The 20539-nt window shown below is 42.5% G+C and carries 23 protein-coding genes; 4 read left to right on the forward strand and 19 right to left on the reverse strand.

What is annotated here, in order from left to right; all coding sequences use genetic code 11:
• Positions 1 to 589: 589 nt before the first annotated feature.
• Genes rplI through rpsF form a run of 4 tightly spaced genes read right to left on the reverse strand, consistent with a single transcriptional unit; the run spans position 590 to position 2031 of the window.
• Complete coding sequence (gene rplI / locus ACROAE_RS05580; RefSeq protein ID WP_432400013.1) at positions 590 to 1042, reverse strand: 50S ribosomal protein L9; 453 nt, start codon at positions 1040 to 1042, stop codon at positions 590 to 592.
• 42 nt (positions 1043 to 1084) lie between these two features.
• Positions 1085 to 1312: a 30S ribosomal protein S18 gene (rpsR, locus tag ACROAE_RS05585; RefSeq protein ID WP_006083042.1), complete on the reverse strand. Its 228-nt coding sequence runs from the start codon at positions 1310 to 1312 to the stop codon at positions 1085 to 1087.
• 12 nt (positions 1313 to 1324) lie between these two features.
• Entirely contained in the window at positions 1325 to 1627 is a 303-nt protein-coding gene (priB, locus tag ACROAE_RS05590; RefSeq protein ID WP_160052670.1) for a primosomal replication protein N, read from the reverse strand.
• A gap of 8 nt (positions 1628 to 1635) precedes the next feature.
• Entirely contained in the window at positions 1636 to 2031 is a 396-nt protein-coding gene (gene rpsF, locus ACROAE_RS05595) for a 30S ribosomal protein S6 (protein WP_432400015.1), read from the reverse strand.
• Between the two features lie 215 nt (positions 2032 to 2246).
• On the opposite strand from rpsF, the gene ACROAE_RS05600 reads away from it, so the two are divergent.
• Positions 2247 to 2999, forward strand: coding sequence for a DUF481 domain-containing protein (locus tag ACROAE_RS05600; RefSeq protein WP_432400016.1), 753 nt, complete (start codon positions 2247 to 2249; stop codon positions 2997 to 2999).
• A 297-nt stretch (positions 3000 to 3296) separates the two neighbouring features.
• Positions 3297 to 4730, forward strand: a complete 1434-nt coding sequence (locus ACROAE_RS05605) for an MFS transporter (protein WP_432400017.1) — start codon at positions 3297 to 3299, stop codon at positions 4728 to 4730.
• Positions 4731 to 4803: 73 nt separating this feature from the next.
• Here the strand turns inward: ACROAE_RS05605 and rlmB are convergent, their stop codons facing one another.
• From rlmB to zapE, 8 genes are all read right to left on the reverse strand, one after another.
• The gene (gene rlmB / locus ACROAE_RS05610) at positions 4804 to 5547 is read right to left on the reverse strand and encodes a 23S rRNA (guanosine(2251)-2'-O)-methyltransferase RlmB (protein ID WP_432400019.1); all 744 of its coding nucleotides are present in this window, start codon (positions 5545 to 5547) and stop codon (positions 4804 to 4806) included.
• Between the two features lie 4 nt (positions 5548 to 5551).
• Positions 5552 to 8026, reverse strand: coding sequence for a ribonuclease R (gene rnr, locus ACROAE_RS05615; protein WP_432400021.1), 2475 nt, complete (start codon positions 8024 to 8026; stop codon positions 5552 to 5554).
• A 36-nt stretch (positions 8027 to 8062) separates the two neighbouring features.
• On the reverse strand, positions 8063 to 8680 hold the full coding sequence (locus ACROAE_RS05620) for a tetratricopeptide repeat protein (protein ID WP_432400022.1): 618 nt from the start codon (positions 8678 to 8680) through the stop codon (positions 8063 to 8065).
• Between the two features lie 146 nt (positions 8681 to 8826).
• Positions 8827 to 10122 carry an adenylosuccinate synthase gene (locus ACROAE_RS05625; RefSeq protein WP_432400023.1) on the reverse strand — a complete coding sequence of 432 codons (1296 nt, stop codon included), beginning with the start codon at positions 10120 to 10122 and terminating at the stop codon, positions 8827 to 8829.
• Between the two features lie 72 nt (positions 10123 to 10194).
• Positions 10195 to 10380 carry a DUF2065 domain-containing protein gene (locus ACROAE_RS05630; protein ID WP_432400024.1) on the reverse strand — a complete coding sequence of 62 codons (186 nt, stop codon included), beginning with the start codon at positions 10378 to 10380 and terminating at the stop codon, positions 10195 to 10197.
• A gap of 146 nt (positions 10381 to 10526) precedes the next feature.
• The gene (gene rpsI / locus ACROAE_RS05635; protein ID WP_432400025.1) at positions 10527 to 10919 is read right to left on the reverse strand and encodes a 30S ribosomal protein S9; all 393 of its coding nucleotides are present in this window, start codon (positions 10917 to 10919) and stop codon (positions 10527 to 10529) included.
• Between the two features lie 17 nt (positions 10920 to 10936).
• Positions 10937 to 11365, reverse strand: a complete 429-nt coding sequence (gene rplM / locus ACROAE_RS05640) for a 50S ribosomal protein L13 (RefSeq protein ID WP_011638797.1) — start codon at positions 11363 to 11365, stop codon at positions 10937 to 10939.
• Between the two features lie 259 nt (positions 11366 to 11624).
• A complete protein-coding gene (gene zapE, locus ACROAE_RS05645; protein WP_432400026.1) occupies positions 11625 to 12737 on the reverse strand; it encodes a cell division protein ZapE in 1113 nt (370 codons plus the stop codon).
• A gap of 315 nt (positions 12738 to 13052) precedes the next feature.
• On the opposite strand from zapE, the gene degQ reads away from it, so the two are divergent.
• Positions 13053 to 14402 (forward strand): Do family serine endopeptidase DegQ, encoded by a 1350-nt coding sequence (gene degQ, locus ACROAE_RS05650; protein ID WP_432400027.1) that lies wholly within the window; start codon positions 13053 to 13055, stop codon positions 14400 to 14402.
• A 176-nt stretch (positions 14403 to 14578) separates the two neighbouring features.
• The gene (gene degS, locus ACROAE_RS05655; RefSeq protein ID WP_432400028.1) at positions 14579 to 15658 is read left to right on the forward strand and encodes an outer membrane-stress sensor serine endopeptidase DegS; all 1080 of its coding nucleotides are present in this window, start codon (positions 14579 to 14581) and stop codon (positions 15656 to 15658) included.
• Between the two features lie 102 nt (positions 15659 to 15760).
• Here degS and murA read toward each other — a convergent pair whose 3' ends face one another.
• The 7 genes from murA to ACROAE_RS05690 form a co-directional block, all read right to left on the reverse strand.
• Positions 15761 to 17020, reverse strand: a complete 1260-nt coding sequence (gene murA / locus ACROAE_RS05660) for a UDP-N-acetylglucosamine 1-carboxyvinyltransferase (protein ID WP_432400029.1) — start codon at positions 17018 to 17020, stop codon at positions 15761 to 15763.
• Positions 17021 to 17035: 15 nt separating this feature from the next.
• Positions 17036 to 17287, reverse strand: a complete 252-nt coding sequence (locus ACROAE_RS05665; protein WP_188953551.1) for a BolA family protein — start codon at positions 17285 to 17287, stop codon at positions 17036 to 17038.
• Positions 17288 to 17450: 163 nt separating this feature from the next.
• Positions 17451 to 17750 carry an STAS domain-containing protein gene (locus ACROAE_RS05670; protein WP_432400030.1) on the reverse strand — a complete coding sequence of 100 codons (300 nt, stop codon included), beginning with the start codon at positions 17748 to 17750 and terminating at the stop codon, positions 17451 to 17453.
• A complete protein-coding gene (locus tag ACROAE_RS05675; RefSeq protein ID WP_432400031.1) occupies positions 17747 to 18415 on the reverse strand; it encodes an MlaC/ttg2D family ABC transporter substrate-binding protein in 669 nt (222 codons plus the stop codon). Before ACROAE_RS05675 ends, ACROAE_RS05670 begins: the two co-directional genes overlap by 4 nt.
• A 10-nt stretch (positions 18416 to 18425) precedes the next feature.
• Positions 18426 to 18899, reverse strand: coding sequence for an outer membrane lipid asymmetry maintenance protein MlaD (mlaD, locus tag ACROAE_RS05680; protein ID WP_432400032.1), 474 nt, complete (start codon positions 18897 to 18899; stop codon positions 18426 to 18428).
• A gap of 41 nt (positions 18900 to 18940) precedes the next feature.
• Positions 18941 to 19726, reverse strand: a complete 786-nt coding sequence (mlaE, locus tag ACROAE_RS05685; protein ID WP_432400033.1) for a lipid asymmetry maintenance ABC transporter permease subunit MlaE — start codon at positions 19724 to 19726, stop codon at positions 18941 to 18943.
• The gene (locus ACROAE_RS05690; protein ID WP_428848133.1) at positions 19713 to 20537 is read right to left on the reverse strand and encodes an ATP-binding cassette domain-containing protein; all 825 of its coding nucleotides are present in this window, start codon (positions 20535 to 20537) and stop codon (positions 19713 to 19715) included. Before ACROAE_RS05690 ends, mlaE begins: the two co-directional genes overlap by 14 nt.
• Between the last annotated feature and the right edge of the window lie 2 nt (positions 20538 to 20539).

Genomic DNA, 20539 nt, shown 5'->3' on the forward strand with positions numbered 1-20539 from the left:
AAAAGCTCATGCACCACTTAAAGCGTTAGCCGAAGTACCAACGGAAGCACTAACTTCAATAGAAACCGAAACGTCCACTGAAGTAACCGTTGAAGCCTTAACTGAGGAGGCTGCTGAAGCAACGGCTCAAACGGTAGAGCAAAAGAAAGTTGATACTGAAATATCTACAGGCAATGCAAAATCAAAAGCGAAGCCTAAAGTACAGACTGATAATATATCGAGCCAAGCAGTGAGTGATGCAGAAGAAAAACAATGATCAGAAGTCGAATAATCATTAAATAATCTGTATGGAATGAACATCGCAAGGTGTTCATTCCGAGGGTGTAACAGATTCCATACGATAGATGTCTAACGCCATTCCAATCAATATAAATATATTGTCATTTATAACATTTAGTTTCTTGAGACACTCAATATTTGCCATGATTAAAGAACAGCATCGTTAATTATTCTTCGCTCAACGTTCTAAACTAAAACTCAATAACTGCGTTAAAATCTAAATCAAGTATTTCTTATATTGAGTGGTATAAATATCGCCCATAAAAAAACACCGCCCTGAGGCGGTGTTTTTTTATGGAGCTAAAGGTAATTAAGCTTCTGCAACAACAGAAACTTTAACTACTGCTTTAACTTCAGCGTGTACTTGTACTTCAACTTCGAAGTCACCAGTAGTGCGTAAAGCACCTAAAGGTAAACGGACTTCAGATTTAGCAAGTTCAACGCCAGCTGCAGTAACTGCATCAGCGATATCACGGTTGCCAACTGAACCGAACAATTTACCTTCATCACCTGCTTTAGAAGCAATAACAACTGATTCTAATGCAGTTAATTTTTCAGCACGTGCAGTCGCTGTAGCTAATTCAGCAGCTAATTTAGCTTCTAATTCAGCACGACGAGCTTCAAATACTTCAGTGTTTGCTGCGTTTGCTACAACCGCTTTACCATATGGTAAAAGGAAGTTACGAGCATAACCAGCTTTAACAGAAACTTGGTCGCCTAAGCTACCTAAGTTTGCAACTTTATCTAGCAGAATAACGTTCATTATCAAATCCTCTTTATTCGATTAGGAATTAATACTGCAATATTACTGATGTAAATCAGTATATGGCAGTAGAGAAAGATAACGAGCACGCTTGATAGCGCGAGCTAGTTGGCGTTGGTATTTAGCACTAGTACCAGTGATACGGCTAGGAACAATCTTGCCGCTTTCAGTGATGTAGTTCTTTAAAGTAACGATATCTTTGTAATCAATCTCTGCAACACCTTCAGCGGTGAAACGGCAGAACTTGCGACGACGGAAATAACGTGCCATTTTGACAGTCTCCTAAGTTTTCAATTCGACATTTTCAGCATGCAAAACTAAACGGTTTTGACCATTTCGCCCTTGTTGTAGTGAAAGAAACCCTTCTACTTCAACCTGCACACCTGCTTGTAATTTATCTGTTACGCTATTAAAGCGTGGACCACTTAATATCACCTGTATAATGCAGTATACGTTACGTAATAACTCTGCTTCATATCGCTGTGATTTATGCTCTACCGTAATAACCGTATGGTTTATCCCGCTAGGGCTATTTAATCGTTTAGTTCGGGTAACCGTACCAAACAAAGTTAAGTGGTTATTCACAGAATAAATTATTCAGCGTTTTCTTCAGCGCTTTCTTCTTCATTGCTACGGTCATCAGAAGGTGAACGACGTGAATCACGTTCGTCTCTTGCTTTTGCCATAGGAGAAGCTTCAGTAACGGCAACTTTAGTGCGCATTACCATGTTACGCAGAACAGCGTCGTTGAAACGGAAAGCTGTTTCTAACTCTTCCATAGACTCTGCAGATGCTTCTACGTTCATAAGAACATAGTGAGCTTTATGTAGGTCTTGAATTGGGTATGCCAATTGACGACGGCCCCAATCTTCTAAACGGTGAATTGTTCCGTTAGCAGCGGTGATAACACCGGTGTAACGCTCAATCATACCTGGGACTTGTTCACTTTGATCTGGGTGAACCATAAATACGATTTCGTAATGACGCATTTATTGCTCCTTACGGTTAAGTAGCCTCTTTTCTGGCTCAGTCGGACCAATGTGGAGGCAAGGAACGAATTAAAGTGACTGATTTGAGCGCGCGATAATACATAAACATAGAGTGAAACTCAAGTAATAACTCTCTTTTCAGCAAACTTGATTGCAGGTATGATGTCGGCAGTCAAAAACCTTGCGTTTACGCCATCACAGAATAAAGCAATTTAATGATGACCTTAAAAAATCTAGTTACTACATGCTTCCTCTTCTTATTGTCTGCTCCAGCATGGGCTTTAGTTCCACCCGATTATCAAGAACCGACGACGAGTTTTAATGCCGAAGTTGAAGCTGGTTTACAATTGAACAGCGGCAACAACGAAACTAAAAACTTCAACGGCCGTACTTATTTAACTTATGACACGTTAAAAACCAAGCAAGAAGCGACGGTCAAAGCTTATTATGCCGCCGATGGCAGTGAATCGACGGCAGAAAAGTATGAACTGTTTTTACAGTCAAACTATAAGTTAGACCGAGGTTATGTATTCGGCCGTGGTGAATTTACGTGGAACGAATTTGGCTCTTATACCCGCATAACCACTATCTCAAGCGGTTATGGTTTTGATTTAATTAAAAACAGCAGAACTAAACTCAGCCTTGAAGCCGGCCCTGGTTATCGTTACGACCAACCACAAGCCAGTACCGAAGACCCGTATCCAGATGAAAATCGTGATGTCATTCTGCGTTCTGCTGCCAAGTACAATGTAAAATTACAAGAATACACTAGCTTTAATGCCGACGTAACAGCCGAAACCGGTTTAGAGAACAATACGTTAACCCTTGATATGAGTTATAAAAATACCTTTATTCAAGATTGGGCATTTAAAATAGGCATGAACATCAAGTACACTGAAGTGGTCCCTGAAGACAGTAAAAATACCGATACAGTGACAACTTTCAACTTGTTATATACGTTTCAATAATGATTTAACCTGAAATAAGGATAAGGGACGAGTTAACGACATTAACAATCAATACGTTAACGTAAACTTACTTTCAAGCTTGTCATTTGTGTTACTAACAAGGCGAATTGACGCGTCAATGGCTAGCCTATTGTCAGCCTTCTTATGATAAAGAATAACGCAGTTAGCAGGACAGAGCGTTTTTGAAAGACCTTGATTATCCTATGTACCGGTTATTTAGCATAAGTGAAATGAAACGAAACAAGCCATTCATTCAGTAAGGTGTACCCGTTTTACTGAAACTATCGAGGCGCAGTTATGGACAGCCCACTACGCAGTTTTGCATCATTATATAGCACCACTTTTTTGATGGTGCTCGCTGCAGGTTTACTCACCACTTATTTAGGCTTAAGCCTAACGAATATGCATGTGCCTCAAATATGGATAGGCGGCATGATGTCGGCCTACTATATTGGCCTTGTTTGTGGGTCCAAAGTGGGCCATAAACTGATAGCACAAGTGGGCCATATTCGTGCTTTTGTCGCCTGTGCAGGGATTGTTACGGCATCTGCATTAGGCCATGCACTGATTGACAACCTAACCGTGTGGTTAATATTACGTCTTGCTGTTGGCATGGGCATGATGTGTCAATATATGGTTTTAGAAAGCTGGCTAAACGAGCAAGCAGAAACCAATCAGCGCGGCACCGTCTTTGCCAGTTACATGATTGTCTCTTACCTCGGGCTTATGGCCGGTCAAGGTGCAATTAGCTTATACCCTGAACTTGGCATTGAACCACTACTATTGATCGCCATTTGTTTTGCACTGTGCATCGTGCCCATTTCCATCACTCGCAGAATCCACCCAGAACCACTTACTCCAGCGCCATTAAAAATGGGTCACTTTTGGCAACGTGCACCACAGGCATTATCAACTATTGCTTTGGGAAGTATGATAGTTGGTTGTTTTTATGGTCTTGCTCCCTCTTACGCCACCGCAAAGGGGATCGATCCTGAACATGTCGCGATGTATATGTCGTGTACCATTTTCGCAGGCCTATTGGCACAATGGCCAATGGGCAAATTGTCTGACATTATTTCGCGCAGCTTACTGATTAGAATTAATTGTGCGTTACTTGGTGTACTCGTATTAATTATCACCATAGTGCCGTTTCATTCCGTTTACTCGCTCATACTCACCAGCTTATTTGGCATACTAGCCTTTACGCTATACCCATTAGCGACAGCCTTAGCCAACTCACGAGTCGAACAACACGAGCGTGTCGGTTTGTCAGCCACCATCTTAGTCACCTTTGGTATTGGTGCCAGTATTGGCCCATTAGTCGCATCTGGGCTCATGCAAGTGCTCGGCGATCAAATGCTCTATGGCTTTATGGCAATATGCTCATTTACCTTATTAGCACGGTTAATGTGGATTAATCTTCGTCAGAAAGCAGAACAACACTCTACAGGTGATTATGTGATGGCCGGTGGTGACTTAGTCAGCTCACCATTAGCAGCATCGCTGGATCCAAGGGTGAATGTTGAAATGGTTAACGAACAGATGATTTATCCCGCTGATGATGCCTTTGATAGACTCGACGATATCATTGACGATGAGCAAGATGATGCAGAAGATCAACCGGACTATAACGCCGCTTATGCGAATGCCATTGATGACGAAGATGAGCTTGATATTGAAAAAGAAGATATTGATGATGAAGACGTCGATAACGAGATGAGTCGGCGCTAACATTCAATAATATAAAGATTCAAATATAAAAAAACGGCGATGATTATCGCCGTTTTTTATTTGCACAAAACGCTTATGCGCCTAGACGTTGTCTTACCGCTTCAAATAAACAAATACCTGTAGCAACAGACACGTTAAGACTTGAAACACTGCCAGACATTGGGATAGAGACTAATGAATCGCAACTTTCGCGTGACAAGCGACGTAAACCTTTATCTTCCGCGCCCATAGCAATCGCTAACGGGCCTTTTAAATCAGCTTGATAAACATTGCCATCAGCCTCACCTGCAGTTCCTACAATCCACACACCTTTCTCTTGAAGATGGCGCATAGTGCGGGCCAAATTGGTCACCTGAAATAATGGGATAGTTTCAGCCGCACCGCAAGCCACTTTGCTCACGGTAGAGGTTAAGCCTACTGAGTTATCTTTCGGTACAATAACAGCATGTACACCTGCAGCATCGGCATTACGTAAACACGCACCTAAATTATGCGGATCAGTTACACCGTCTAATATCAGTAAAAATGGTACGTCTGTTTTATCTAATAACGCATCTAAATCATTTTCGGTTAATGGTTTAGTGGCTTTAACACGAGCCACAATGCCCTGGTGCTGCGAGCTACCAGCTTTTTCATCTAACACTTTACGTGCGGCACGCTGCAGCGTAGTACCAAACTCTGAAGCGGTTTGAATTAATGGCATTAAACGCTCATCGTCACGGCCTTGTAATAGCCACAATTCGATGACTCGCTCAGGGCTATTGGCTAATAAGGCTTGAACGGCATGAATGCCAAAAATGGTATCTTGTTTTTTCATTTAATTACTTTCTCTTGCTGCGCTTGGCAGGGGTTTTCTTAACGCTAGAATCTGGTTTTGCTGCATCTGTTTTTTGTGCAACTGCAGAAGGTTTTTTTACCGCCGCGGGTTTTGCCGCTGGAGATGAAGCTTTTCCGCTTGAACGACGCTTACTGCCTTTAGGCTTGTCAGATTTAGGTTTATCAGACTTCGCAGATGATTTACCTCGTGCTGACTTAGCACCTTCAGCATTAACACGTTGGCGAGCAGTTGTCGGCTTACTGCCTTTACGCGCGGTTTTACCTGTACCTTTACTGTTGTCACCTACCATCAATAAATCAATTTGACGGTCGTCTAAATTCACTGCAGCCACTTTAACCGTGACCTCATCACCCACTTGATAGACTTGGCGAGTATTCTCACCAATTAAACGCTGACGCATTTGATCAAATTGATAGTAATCACTGGCTAAGCTTGAAATATGGACCAAGCCATCAATAAATAATTCATTAAGGCGCACAAACAAACCAAAGCTGGTAACCGATGCGATGACCGCTTCAAAGGTATCGCCAACATGGTCTTGCATGTATTCGCACTTCAACCAGTCACTGACATCACGGGTTGCTTCATCGGCGCGGCGCTCAGTTGTTGAACATTCTTCACCCAATAAATCCAACTCTTCAATTTGGTAGAGATAACCACCATCTTGAGTCCATTTGTCACCCACTTGGCCTTGCTCTTTTGCGAGTAAATATTTAATGACTCGGTGCAAAATCAAATCAGGATAGCGACGAATTGGCGAAGTAAAATGCGAATAAGCTTCTAATGCTAAACCAAAGTGACCTTCATTATCAGGACTATAAATAGCTTGGCGCATTGATCGCAGTAACATCACTTGAATAAGCTCAAAATCTGGGCGATCAGCAATTTTCAACATGATGTTTTGGTAATCTGTTGGCGTGGGCTCTAAACCACCATCCATGCTTAACCCGCGTTCAGCCAGAAACTCTTTAAAGTTTGCTAACTTTTGTTCAGATGGCGCTTCATGAACACGATATAACACTTCGCCTTTATGCTTTTTAACAAACTTTGCAGACGCTACGTTGGCTAAAATCATGCACTCTTCGATGATCTTATGCGCCTGATTACGACCTCTTGGTACAATTTTATCAATTTTACGATCTTCATTGAAAATAAACTGCGTTTCCAATGTTTCGAACGCAATTGCGCCGCGCTCAGCTCTGCGCTCATCCAGAGTTAGATACAGCGACTGCAAACACAATAAATGCGGAAATAATGCTTCGTGTTCTGGTGCAATCGAGCCGCCTTCAAGCATGTCGGCAACTTGCGTATAAGTAAAACGTGCATGTGAATGCATCACCGCGGGATAAAACTTAGTGCCCGATAGCTTGCCCGCTGCAGAAATGGTCATCTCGGCAACCATACATAAACGGTCGACATGCGGTTTTAATGAACATAAACCGTTAGAGATTTTCTCTGGCAGCATAGGAATAACTTGCGACGGGAAATAAACGGAATTACCACGTGCACGCGCTTCTACATCGAGTGCTGAATCGGTTCTAACATAATGACTGACATCAGCAATCGCGACCCATAAACGCCAGCCACCACTTGGTTTAGCTTCTGCGTATACCGCATCGTCAAAATCTCGCGCATCTTCACCGTCAATAGTGACAAGCGGTAAATGACGTAAATCAACACGACCGAGTTTATCTTCTTCGGTGACTTCGTCTGGAATACGTTTTAGTTTTTTCTCGATAATCGCCGACCAGGTATGCGGTAAATCGTAATTACGCAATGCAATTTCGATCTCCATACCTGGCGCCATGGTTTTACCCAGCACTTCAGTTACTTTGGCGGCAGCTTTAACAAAACGGCCTGGACGACGGGTTAATTCAACCACGACAACGTCGCCAGCTCTAGCGCCATTACGATCGTTGTTATCGATTAAAATTTCTTGAGTAATACGGCGGTCATCAGCAACCACAAAGCCCATACCACCATCTACGTGGTAGCGGCCAACGAGTGCTGCGGTGCGCTCTTGCACCAAGCGCACAATCCGTGCTTCGCGACGTCCACGGCGATCAGTACCCGCTTTTTGAGCCAATACTTTATCACCATGAAAATACATCAGCATGTCACGGTTATTGATGAATAAGTCATCGCCACCTTCGTCTGGCTTAAAAAAGCCAAAACCATCACGGTGCCCAATGACACTACCTGACAACAAATCCATGCGCTCAGGTAAACCGTAACTTTGGCCACGAGTAAATACCAATTGGCCGTCTCGTTCCATCGCACGTAAACGACGACGAAGTGCTTCTAATGGCTCTTCTTCGGTTATTTTTAGTGCTTCGGCTATTTTGTCGCGGGTAACAGGAGACTTTTGTGCGCGCAAGTACTCTAAAATATACTCGCGGCTAGGAATAGGATTGTCGTACTTGTCTTGCTCTCTATCAAAATGAGGATCGTTGATCATTCAATTTCCAAATAATTTGCTCCATACTGTGGAGCCTTAACGTTTGTACAGCTGAGGCTGCTGAGCCCTGGCCACTACACTGGCGGGCATTTTTGCAGCTAACACCTGCAATAAAGACGAGGCCTTTTTCTGTTCGGCATCGTTATCAAATATACTGTTATACAACCAGTGATAACCCATTTCATAATCGGTCGGGCTACCGTAACCTTCGCCAAATAAGCGAACTAACATCATTTTAGCGGCTAAATTACCATTAGCAGCTGCAGGCAATATATATTGCACTGCGCGATTAGGATCTTTCACCACTAGTTTACCGCGATAATAGTAATCCGCCAATTTTACCATGGCTTCAGAGCTACCTTGCTCAGCTGATGTTTGTAATAACATCATACCGCGAGACGGATGCGCTTTTACGCAAACACCATTAATTAACATTTCACCCCATAAAAATTGATATAAGGGTTGTTGTAAAACTTCTGCACGCGCCTCAACATCTTGCACTAATTGGCAATCGTCTGCTTTAACACGCTGTAAATACTGGTTCGATTGGATAAGTGATATCAGTTGTTGATCGCTATAAATATCGACAGCCTCATCTAATGCGAATACATTGACCGAGATTAGGCTAAAAAGGACTAAAGATATACGCAACATAAGGATTCTCAATAACACGATGATGACTTATCCATCGGCAGTATAGCGCATTTCTTGAGTGTTACCCTCAGAGAAAAGACGCGGCATGCTCAATACTATTTTAGCAGTACTCATAAAAAAGGCCGCTTATCGCGGCCTCTTAATCTTTACTTGAACGGATTAACCAAAATCATGGTTTCATTTCGGTCCGGACCAGTAGAGATAATATCAATAGGCGTTTCTAAAAGCTCTTCGATACGCTTGATATAATTGATTGCCGCTTCTGGCAATTGCTCAATTGAAGTTGCGCCGTAAGTCACTTCGCTCCAACCAGGCATCGTTTCATAAATCGGCGTCACTAGCTCATAACCTTCAGCAGCTAAAGGGGTAACCTTTGACACTGTTCCATCAGGATATTCATAGCCAACACAAATTTTAACTTCTTTTAGGCCGTCTAAAACGTCTAATTTAGTTAAACAGAAACCGCTGACACTGTTGATTTGAACTGCACGGCGCATTGCCACTGCATCTAACCAACCTGGACGACGCTTACGACCGGTAGTTGCACCAAACTCTTGGCCTTTTTCACCGATATAATCACCGATTTCATTAGCAAGTTCTGTTGGGAACGGACCAGCACCTACACGAGTAGTGTACGCTTTCATAATACCAAGCACGTAATCTAAGTGACGAGGACCAAAACCTGAACCTGTCGCTACACCACCTGCTGTAGTATTTGATGAAGTTACAAATGGATATGTACCGTGGTCGATATCCAATAATGTACCTTGTGCGCCTTCAAATAAGATTGGCTCACCCGCTTTACGCGCAACATCTAACATTTCAGTGACGTCAGTACACATGCTCTTCAGATAATCAGCAATCGCTAATGCATCATCAAGAGTTTGCTGGTAATCAACAGCTTCAGCTTGGTAGTACTCAGTTAACATGAAGTTATGATATTTCATGACTTCTTGTAACTTCGTCGCAAAAAGCTCTGCATTAAACAAATCACCGATGCGTAAACCGCGACGAGAGACTTTGTCTTCATATGCAGGACCAATACCTCGGCCTGTTGTACCAATGGCTTTATTACCACGCGCTTTTTCGCGAGCGATATCAAGTGCACAATGGAATGGAAGAATAAGCGGACACGCTTCAGAAATAAGTAAACGCTCTTCTACAGGTACACCGCGGCCTTTCAGCATGTTGATTTCTTTCATCAACGCATCAGGAGCGACAACCACACCATTACCGATAATGCATTTTACGTTATCACGTAAAATCCCTGACGGAATAAGATGAAGAACGGTTTTTTCACCATCAATTACCAAAGTATGACCGGCATTGTGGCCGCCTTGGTAACGAACTACGTATTTTGCCTGTTCTGTTAAAAGGTCGACAATCTTACCTTTGCCTTCGTCACCCCATTGAGTGCCGAGTACGACTACATTTTTGCCCATTATTAGCTGCAACGTCTTGTGGTATAAAATAGAATTTTAACAGATTTTAGGGGGTTATAGGCAAGTGTTTTATTAAAAAATAATCAATAAAACAATTCCAGCAGTAACAAGGCTTCCACCTAAGCGTCTGAGAACATTTTGCTTTTGTGTAGAAAGCTCAAATAAATATTTTTGCCATTTATGAGGAAAAAGTAACGGCCCTAGTCCTTCAATAATTAAAACTAGGCCAAAAGCGGTCATTAGTAATTGTAAACTCATGCTAAAAGCCTCAAATAAAGTAGTATTGCCATTAAGTAAGTTAATCTATTGATCTCGATTATGCGCTAAACGGTACAATTTATTATGTTTATTTTAGGCAATAAAAAACCCAGCATATGCTGGGTTTTTTGAATCCAAAAAACGAATTAACGCTTAGAGAACTGTGGCTTACGACGTGCTTTACGTAGACCAACTTTCTTACGTTCAACTTTACGAGCATCACGGGTAACAAAACCAGCGCTACGTAGAGTAGGACGTAAAGCTTCATCTAGTTGCATAAGTGCACGGGTAATACCGTGACGAATTGCACCAGCTTGGCCAGTAGTACCACCGCCCTTAACAGTTACATAGATGTCTAACTTATCAGTCATTTCAACTAACTCTAATGGTTGACGAACAACCATACGAGCTGTTTCACGACCAAAATATACATCTAAAGGACGTTGGTTTACGATGATATTGCCACTACCTGCTTTAGCGAAAACGCGAGCTGTAGATGTTTTGCGACGGCCAGTGCCGTAGTACTGAGTTGCAGACATTTGCTTACTCCTCCCGTTTAGATATCAAGAACTTGTGGTTGTTGTGCAGCATGGTTATGTTCTGTGCCAGCGTAAACTTTAAGTTTACGGAACATAGCACGGCCCAAAGGACCTTTTGGTAACATACCCTTAACTGCTTTCTCGATGATCATTTCAGGCTTATGAGCTTGAAGCTTCTCAAAGCTGATTTGCTTAATGCCACCAATGAAGCCTGAATGAGAGTAGTAAATCTTACCAGCAGCTTTATTACCAGTTACAGTCACTTTTTCAGCATTGATAACGATGATGTAATCACCAGTGTCAACGTGTGGAGTGTATTCTGGCTTATGCTTGCCACGTAAGCGAGTTGCGATTTCAGTTGCGATACGACCCAAAGTTTTGCCTTCAGCGTCAACAACAAACCAGTCACGAGTTACAGTTTCTGGTGTAGCAGTAAAAGTCTTCATTATTACAAAAACCCAAAGTTAATTTTCTGTCTCACATGCCGATTGCAGGTTGCAATCAACACAAAATTACCGATTCTTGCCCCTTCGAACATGAATATTGGCTTACAACTTCCGCCCAAATTGGCGGATTAACGCGGGCAGGTCGCAGATTATACGCAAAGAGAAACCAAAGATCACCTGCTTTTTAAGATATTTCAAAATAAATTACTCTATTCAAATTCACGATGAAATCTCCAGCGCTTAAATGCAGAGAACACCTTTAAGGTAAATGCTCTAAGGCCAAATAATCCCTCGATTGCATTTCGATTAAACGTGAACGACAACGCCTAAACTCAAAAGTCAGCTGCCCATCGGTATAAATGTCTTCAAGCTCAATTTGAGCAGATACAATCAGTTTGACATTACGTTCATAGAACTCATCTACCATGGCTAAAAATCGTCTGGCTATATCGTCGCCCGTTTGCTGCGCACCCATTTGTTCTATGCCACTGAGCAACACAGTATGATACTGGCAAGCTATTTCCATATAATCACGCTGTGAACGCGGCCCATCACACATGTCTCTAAAATTAATTAGCAGTACACCTTGTGATTGCTGACGAATCGTAATCGCTCGGCCATCGATATCAATCGCAGCGGTTTGCACTTCAGATTCTGGCGCTAATTGGGCAAAATAATGCAGCAAGTTAATGTCAGCTTGCTCATCTAACGGATAGTGATAAATCTCGGCTTGCTCTAATGTACGTAGGCGGTAATCAATGCCAGAATCAACATTGAGAATTTCACAGTGTTGATTAATTAATGCGATAGCAGGTAAAAACCGTGCACGCTGTAAGCCATTTTTATACAGCTCATCAGGAATAATATTTGAGGTTGCGACTAGCGCGACGCCTTGTTTAAACAATTCTTGAAATAATGTGCCCAGCAACATGGCATCGGTAATGTCAGAGACAAAAAACTCATCAAAACAAATCACCTGATACTGGCCAGCCATTTTTTTTGCAATGCTGATCAGCGGATCTTGCACACCTTTTAAGTCAGTAAGATCGTGATGAATTTGATGCATAAAACGATGAAAGTGAGCTCGCAATTTACGATTGCCAGGCAAGGCATCGTAAAACGTATCCATTAGGTAGGTTTTTCCGCGTCCAACGCCGCCCCACAAATACAGGCCTTTAACCGGAATAGGTTTGCCTTTTACACCCACCGCCGAAAAAAACTTAGATAATCCCGACGCCGGTTTATTTGCGTTAATCAGTTCATCGTAAACTCGTTGTAATGATTTTACTGCCTGTTCTTGTGCGGCATCATGTGAAAAATCATCTCGGGTAAGGTCTTGCTGATAATGCTGCCAAGGAGTTAACTGCGACACGATTACGACTCTCTTACATCAAATAATTGCTGCGGATAATAACATTAAATATTCAATACGAGTAACCGCTATAAACGATCAAATTAAGCTTTGTTAATCAATATGGAACTAACGTTTAGTGCTTTACTCTGAATAAATAACTCAGCATAACCGAATTTATTTGCCGCTATTTAAGCATCACTATTGATTAAACAGCCAGCACAAACAACCGAATGAACAACAACCAAATTGATTAACGATATTTAACTTTGAAATCATGCTTTCAAACCACATATTTTAAGTATCAAACTGAAGGCATCTAGGAGCTACCAATACATGAAAACCAAATTAAGCTTACTTTCTGCAGCATTATTGACCGCATCGCTAACGATGTTTCCAGCAGTGTCTCAAGCCGCGATTCCACAATCTGTTGATGGCCAGGCAATGCCAAGTCTTGCACCTATGTTAGAACGCACTACTCCTGCTGTGGTATCTGTTGCGGTTTCAGGTACTCAAGTATCAAAACAACGCGTACCCGATGTATTTCGTTACTTTTTTGGGCCTAACGCTCCGCAGGAACAAGTGCAAGAGCGCCCTTTTAGAGGGTTAGGTTCTGGTGTCATCATCGATGCAGCGAAAGGATACATTATCACCAATAATCACGTCATTAATGGCGCGGATGATATTCAAATTGGTTTACATGATGGCCGTGAAGTTAAAGCAAAGCTGATTGGCGCAGATAAAGAGTCTGACATTGCATTGCTGCAAATCGAAGCCAAAAATCTGACCGCCATTAGTCAAACTGACTCAGACAATATCCGCGTGGGTGATTTTGCCGTGGCCATTGGTAATCCCTTTGGTTTAGGGCAAACCGTCACCTCAGGTATTGTCAGTGCATTAGGTCGCAGCGGTTTAGGCATTGAAATGCTCGAAAACTTTATTCAAACAGATGCGGCCATTAACAGTGGCAACTCTGGCGGCGCATTAGTGAACTTAAAAGGTGAACTCATTGGGATTAACACTGCCATTGTTGCACCTAATGGCGGTAATGTCGGCATTGGTTTTGCGATACCAGCAAATATGGTTAACAACCTCGTTGAGCAAATCATCGAACACGGCGAAGTGCGTCGCGGAGTATTAGGTGTCTCAGGGCGAGATCTTGATAATGAACTGGCTAAAGCGTTTGGCTTAGATACTCAACATGGTGGATTTGTTAATGAAGTCATTCCAAAGAGTGCAGCAGACAAAGCTGGATTAAAAGCAGGTGATATTATTGTTAGCCTTAATGGCCGCAGTATTAAAACCTTCCAAGAACTTCGCGCCAAAGTTGCCACCATGGGCGCTGGAGCACAAGTCGAATTTGGTATTATCCGTGATGGCGATAATAAAACGATTAAAGCGACTCTAGGTGAAGCTGACAAAGTAGAAGCTGAAGCGGGCAATGTGCACCCTATGCTACAAGGTGCAACTTTAGAAGACAGTAAGAAAGGTATTGAGATCACAGATATTGCCCAAGGCTCACCCGCAGCATTGAGTGGATTACAAAAAGGAGATTTAATTGTCGGCTTAAATCGCAGTAAAATTTCGAGCTTAAAAGCATTAAAAGAGGCGCTGAAAGAAAACCAAAGTTCAGTGGCATTAAAGATACTTCGCGACAATAACTTACTCTACCTAGTGTTACGTTAGTCTTAATCAACTGACACAAATGTAGCGAGCACGTTTCTGTCTACAGTCATTAACTATCAAGGTGTTAATGACTGTGATGTGACTTGAATAATTAAGCATCAGCCCCAGTTTGGTCGATGCTTAATTTTTTGAGTTATGTTAATATAAAGTTCATTTTCTTCAACAAATCTCAGGCCATGAATTTTAAAGACACATGCATCTATATAGTTAAAGCTGCGGTATTTGGCCTCATCATGGCAGCTGTTTTTTTAGTTATTACATCAGTGTTACCCAATAACGCCCTCAATAGTGGTTTATCAACGGTACATAGTGGCGGTTCAGAACTGTCATTTGCCAAAGCGGTTCGCCGTGCGGCACCCGCAGTCGCTAATATTTATAGCCTAAGCATTGATCAGCGTAACCCATTAAATTCAAGTTCACTGCAGGGCTTAGGCTCTGGGGTTATTATGAGTAAAGATGGTTATGTGCTAACCAATTATCACGTGATAAAAAAAGCAGATGAGATTGTGATTGCGCTGCAAGACGGCCGTAAGTTTACCGCCGAAGTCGTTGGTTCTGATCCCGTAACAGACTTAGCAGTGCTTAAAATCGAAGGTGACAATTTACCTGTCGTACCCTTTAATCTTTATAACCCCGCTCAAGTTGGTGACGTGGTATTGGCCATTGGCAATCCATACAATATTGGCCAAACCATTACTCAAGGCATTATTAGCGCGACAGGTCGTAATGGCTTAAGCTCAGGTTATTTAGACTTTTTACAAACTGATGCCGCGATTAATGCTGGTAACTCTGGCGGTGCATTAATTGATACTAGCGGTGAGTTAATCGGTATCAATACCGCTGCATTTCAGGTTGGCGGTGATAACGGCGGTAATGGGATTAGTTTTGCTATTCCGATAAAGTTAGCTCACAGCATTATGGATAAATTAATTAAACATGGACGCGTTATCCGTGGTGCCCTAGGGATTTCTGGCGAACCATTAAACCCTGTGGTGGCGCAAATTCTTAACTTGCCTGATTTAAAAGGTGTATTAGTGACTGGTATTGACCCCGATGGTCCTGCCGCTCGCGCACGTTTAGCACCACGAGATGTGATAACTCAATATAATGAAGAAGATGTACCCGGTGTAGAAATGCTACTGGACCGTATTGCAGAAACCACTCCAGGTACAAAAGTGAACATGACGATTATTCGTGAAGGAAAAAAGCAGACTTTACCGGTGATAATTGCCGAGAAAGCTGACGAACCGGAATAATTGCAACCATTGCCCTAGCAATAAAAAAGCCATTCAACTTTTCAGTGAATGGCTTTTTTGTGGCAGTTTTTTAGTCGCGTTTTAGTACAGCAATAGAACCTGTTACTTCACACGAACGACTTCAGCACCAAGGCCTTGGAACTTAGCTTCAATATGTTCATAACCGCGGTCGAGATGATAAATACGATCTACCGTTGTCATGCCGTCGGCCATTAACCCTGCTATCACTAAACTGGCTGAAGCACGTAAATCGGTCGCCATGACTTGAGCACCGTTTAAACGTTCAATACCATGAATAATACAAGTATTGCCTTCAAGCTCGATATTGGCACCCATACGGCTCATTTCTGGAACATGCATAAAACGGTTTTCAAAAATCGTTTCAGTGACTCTACCCGTTCCTTCTGCCAGAGCATTTAATACACAAAACTGTGCTTGCATGTCTGTCGGAAAAGCAGGATAAGGTGCAGTTTTAATATTCACAGCTTTTGGACGCTTACCGTGCATATCAAGCTCAATCCAATCTTCACCTGTTGTAATCGTCGCGCCGGCATCCTCAAGCTTAGAAAGCACAGCCTCTAATGCACTTGGGTCTGCAGATACACAACGAATTTTACCGCGAGTTACCGCAGCAGCAACAAGGAAAGAACCGGTTTCAATCCGGTCTGGCATTACACGGTATTCACAACCCGATAAACGCTCAACACCTTCAATTTTTAACGTTGCTGTGCCTATACCAGTAATTTTAGCGCCCATGGCAATTAAGCAATTGGCTAAATCGGTCACTTCAGGTTCGCGGGCAGCATTTTCAATCACGGTGGTGCCGTCTGCTAATGCCGCTGCCATTAATAAGTTTTCAGTAGCGCCAACGCTCACCATATCCATAAAGATATGAGCACCTTTGAGGCGACCATCAACACGCGCTTTTATGTAGCCCTCTTTGACTTCGATTTTAGCGCCCATAAGCTCTAAACCGTGTAAATGAAGGTTAACCGGGCGAGCGCCAATAGCACAACCTCCAGGTAAAGAGACGTCAGCAGTACCATAACGGGCCAATAATGGCCCTAAAATAAGGATTGAAGCACGCATGGTTTTGACTAGGTCATACGGTGCGCAATACTCATTTAAGTTGGTCGTTGAAATACGAACACGACTCCCCTCTAGTTGCTCAACCTCTGCACCAAGACAGCGTAAAAGCTCACAACTGGTGTTGACGTCACGTAAATTAGGCACGTTTGAAACAATAAAATCTGTTTCAGCTAATACGCCAGCCATCAAAATAGGCAAGGCAGCATTTTTTGCACCAGAGATCACGACTTCACCAGCAAGCGGTTTGCTGGCTATAATTGTTAATTTATCCACAGTGAATCTCAGTACTTACATGTTAAAAAGTTTTTCACGCTTCCACTGGGTCGGCGTAAACGTTTTGATAGTGAGTGCGTGTAATTCGCCACTGGAAATTTGCTCTGATAATGGAGCATAAATCGCTTGCTGCTGCTTAACTCGGCTCAGGCCATCAAAGCACTCTCCTACTGCTACCACTTTATAATGGCTTCCGTCTGACGTTACATGAGCTTCTGTCAAAGACAGTGCTTCTGTCAAAATTTGTTCAATAACTTTGCAATCCATGAAATCTATTACCTTTACTTATAAAACTCTTGTTTATAAGACTCGTGCTTATAAACCTAATATTTATCAGACTATTACTTATCAAACGAATACAGATAAAACTGGCCAGTTGTATAACTGATTATTCAGCAATGGGAGTGATGCAACAATCAGTGCTAACTCACTAAGCCTTGCCAAAAAAAGCGTCTAAATCATATAGCTCTATCATTTTGATGAGCTGTTCACTGGGATTAACCAGTTGGCGAGATGCGCTTTGTTCGTTATTACCAGAGTGATGTAATCTAACAAATGCCAGCAGTAATGCTACTCCAGCACTGTCGACGTATTCTAAGGCGGCCAAGTCTATCACTTGGGTTGAAGCAGTAAACAACTCTTGGCGTTTTGGCCATAATTGTTTTACTTCAACCTGCGTTAAGCGGCCGCTAACAAAGCACTGCTGCTCTTGTTGATTAAAGGTAATCACGCTGCAGCGGCTTCTTTAGCTGGTTGACGGTCAATTTGTTGTTTAGTTTTGTCATTTAACATTGAAATAACAGCTTCAATACCCTGTTGACGGATCAAATTAGAGATCTCAGATTGCTTAGACGCAAGCAAACTTACGCCTTCGGCCACGAGGTCAAATGCTTTCCAGGTGTTGTCTTTTAAACGACGTGCTTTAAATTGGATTTTGATCGGTGGGCGACCTTTTTCAATAATTTGCACATTAATTTCAACAATTTTTTCTTCGCTGAAATCACTGGCAGGATCGAACTCAACAGCTTGGTTGGTGTATTCAGTCAACGCTTGCGCGTAGGTTGCCACAAGATAGCCTTCAAATGCTTCAACAAAGCGATCACGCTGATCTGGCGTGGTGTCACGTAAATACTGTCCCATCACTTTGTATGCAGCATATTTATAATCAACATATGGCATTAATTCTTCGTTAACAATCACCTTCAGGTGACTTAAATCAGTGTCAATGATTGCTCTGTCTGTTTTAAAACGATCAAAGGTTTTATTGGCAACTTGCTTGATCATCACATATGGATTTGTGGTATCTATCTCGTCATTGGCCGCTATCGCTGCAGAGCTTATTACCGCACTGCCCACCAAACATAACGCAATTACACGACTAAAAAGTGCTTTCATTATAGAGCTCCTATTTATCTTTAGACGACATACTGTACAAAAGCTGACCGATTAAATCTTCTAAAATCAATGCACCACGCGTGTCGTGAACTTTATCGCCATTCGCAAGCATAACAATGTCATCATCCATAAAGCCTGGGGTTAAGCCAATAAATTGCTCGCCCAATAACCCTGATGTCAAAATAGCTAAGCTACTGGTTTCAGGAAACTGATCAAAGCGCTTATCCATAGTCAATGTGACCACAGGGATCAATTTACGGGTATCAAGGGTAATGTCTGTCACTCGACCGACCACCACACCACCGACTTTCACAGGAGAGCGTACTTTTAACCCGCCGATGTTATTAAACTCGGCAACTAATGTGTAAGTTTGGTCATTTGACTTTACTTCGACATTGGCAACGTTAAATACCAACCCACAAAAAGCCAACAAACCAGACAATAAAAACACGCCTACTAGTAACTCAATTTTCCGTGTCAACATACTCTTAAACCACTTCAATTAAACTAAACAATGAAAAAACCTTAATTTCCGAACATGATTGCGGTTAGCAAAAAGTCCAGCGCTAAAACAGCTAAACTGGCCTGTACAACGGTAGATGTTGTTGCACGGCTAATGCCTTCTGGATTCGGTTGTACTTCATAACCTCTGTATAAGGCTATCCAAGTGACAACTACGCCAAAAATCACACTTTTAATCAAGCTATTAACAATATCTTGCTCCCACTCTACCGATGCTTGAAGAATAGACCAAAAAGCACCGCTATCGATACCTTTCCATTCGACACCCACCAGGTGACCACCAAAAATGCCCACTAGACTGAACATTAATGCAAGCAAAGGCATACTGATGACCCCAGCCCAAAATCGCGGTGCGATAATTTGCCTCAGTGGATCGATGGCCATCATTTCTAAACTCGATAGCTGTTCGGTGGATTTCATTAGACCGATTTCTGCGGTGAGTGCAGAACCGGCACGACCAGCAAACAACAGTGCAGCAACCACCGGACCCAATTCACGAAGTAAACTCAGCGCGACCATTGGACCTAAGCTTTCTTCAGTGCCAAAACCAACAAGAATGTTATATCCCTGCAATGCCAGCACCATACCAATAAATAAACCCGATACCAGTATGATCACCATTGAACGAACACCAAGCACATAAATTTGCTTGATTAATAATGGTAAACCTTTCTTGATATTAGGCACTCGTACAATAGCGCCCCACAGCATTAAGCCCGCACGGCCAAGGCCTGACACCATTTTTAGTGCGTATTTGCCGATGTCGGCAATGTAATCAATTACGCCCACGCAATAACTCCTCTTGATAATCCTCGGCAGGATAATGAAATGGCACCGGACCATCTGGCGCGCCTTGGATAAACTGAATTAATTGCGGGTTATCAGACAAACGAAGTTGCTCTGGTGTTCCGTGTGCAATGACTTTTTTCTCTGCGATGACGTAAACGTAATCAGCAATACCCAACACTTCATCTACATCGTGCGATACCACAACAGAGGTGAGCTTTAACGTATCTGAAAGCTCACGAATTAATTTCACCAGCATCCCCATAGAAATCGGGTCTTGCCCTGCAAAAGGCTCATCATACAAAATCATTTCGGGCTCAAGCGCAATGGCACGCGCCAATGCAGCTCGGCGTTGCATACCACCAGACAACTCGTTTGGCATTAAATATGCTGCGCCGCGTAAACCTACCGCTTGCAGTTTCATCAATACAATCGAGCGAATGATGTCTTCAGGTAATCCCGAATGCTCTCGTAATGCAAATGCGACGTTATCGAACACGTTAAGGTCGGTAAACATAGCACCACTTTGAAACAACATACTCATACGCTTGCGCAGCTCAAAGAGTTCTTCGCGCTTTAATTTATGAACATCATGGCCATCAAATAAAATTTGGCCGCTGTCAGGTCTGAGTTGCCCACCAATCAATTTTAATAAGGTAGTTTTACCTATCCCACTTGGGCCCATAATGGCCGTCACTTTACCTTTAGGTATCGTTAGCGAAATATCTTTATAGATCACTCGCGAACCATGGCTAAACGCCAAATGGTTTATTTCGACCAAAGGGGAATTATTTGATTTACTCATATCAGGCATCG

It is taken from the genome of Shewanella sp. MF05960 (assembly GCF_050849305.1).
Lineage (GTDB): Bacteria > Pseudomonadota > Gammaproteobacteria > Enterobacterales > Shewanellaceae > Shewanella.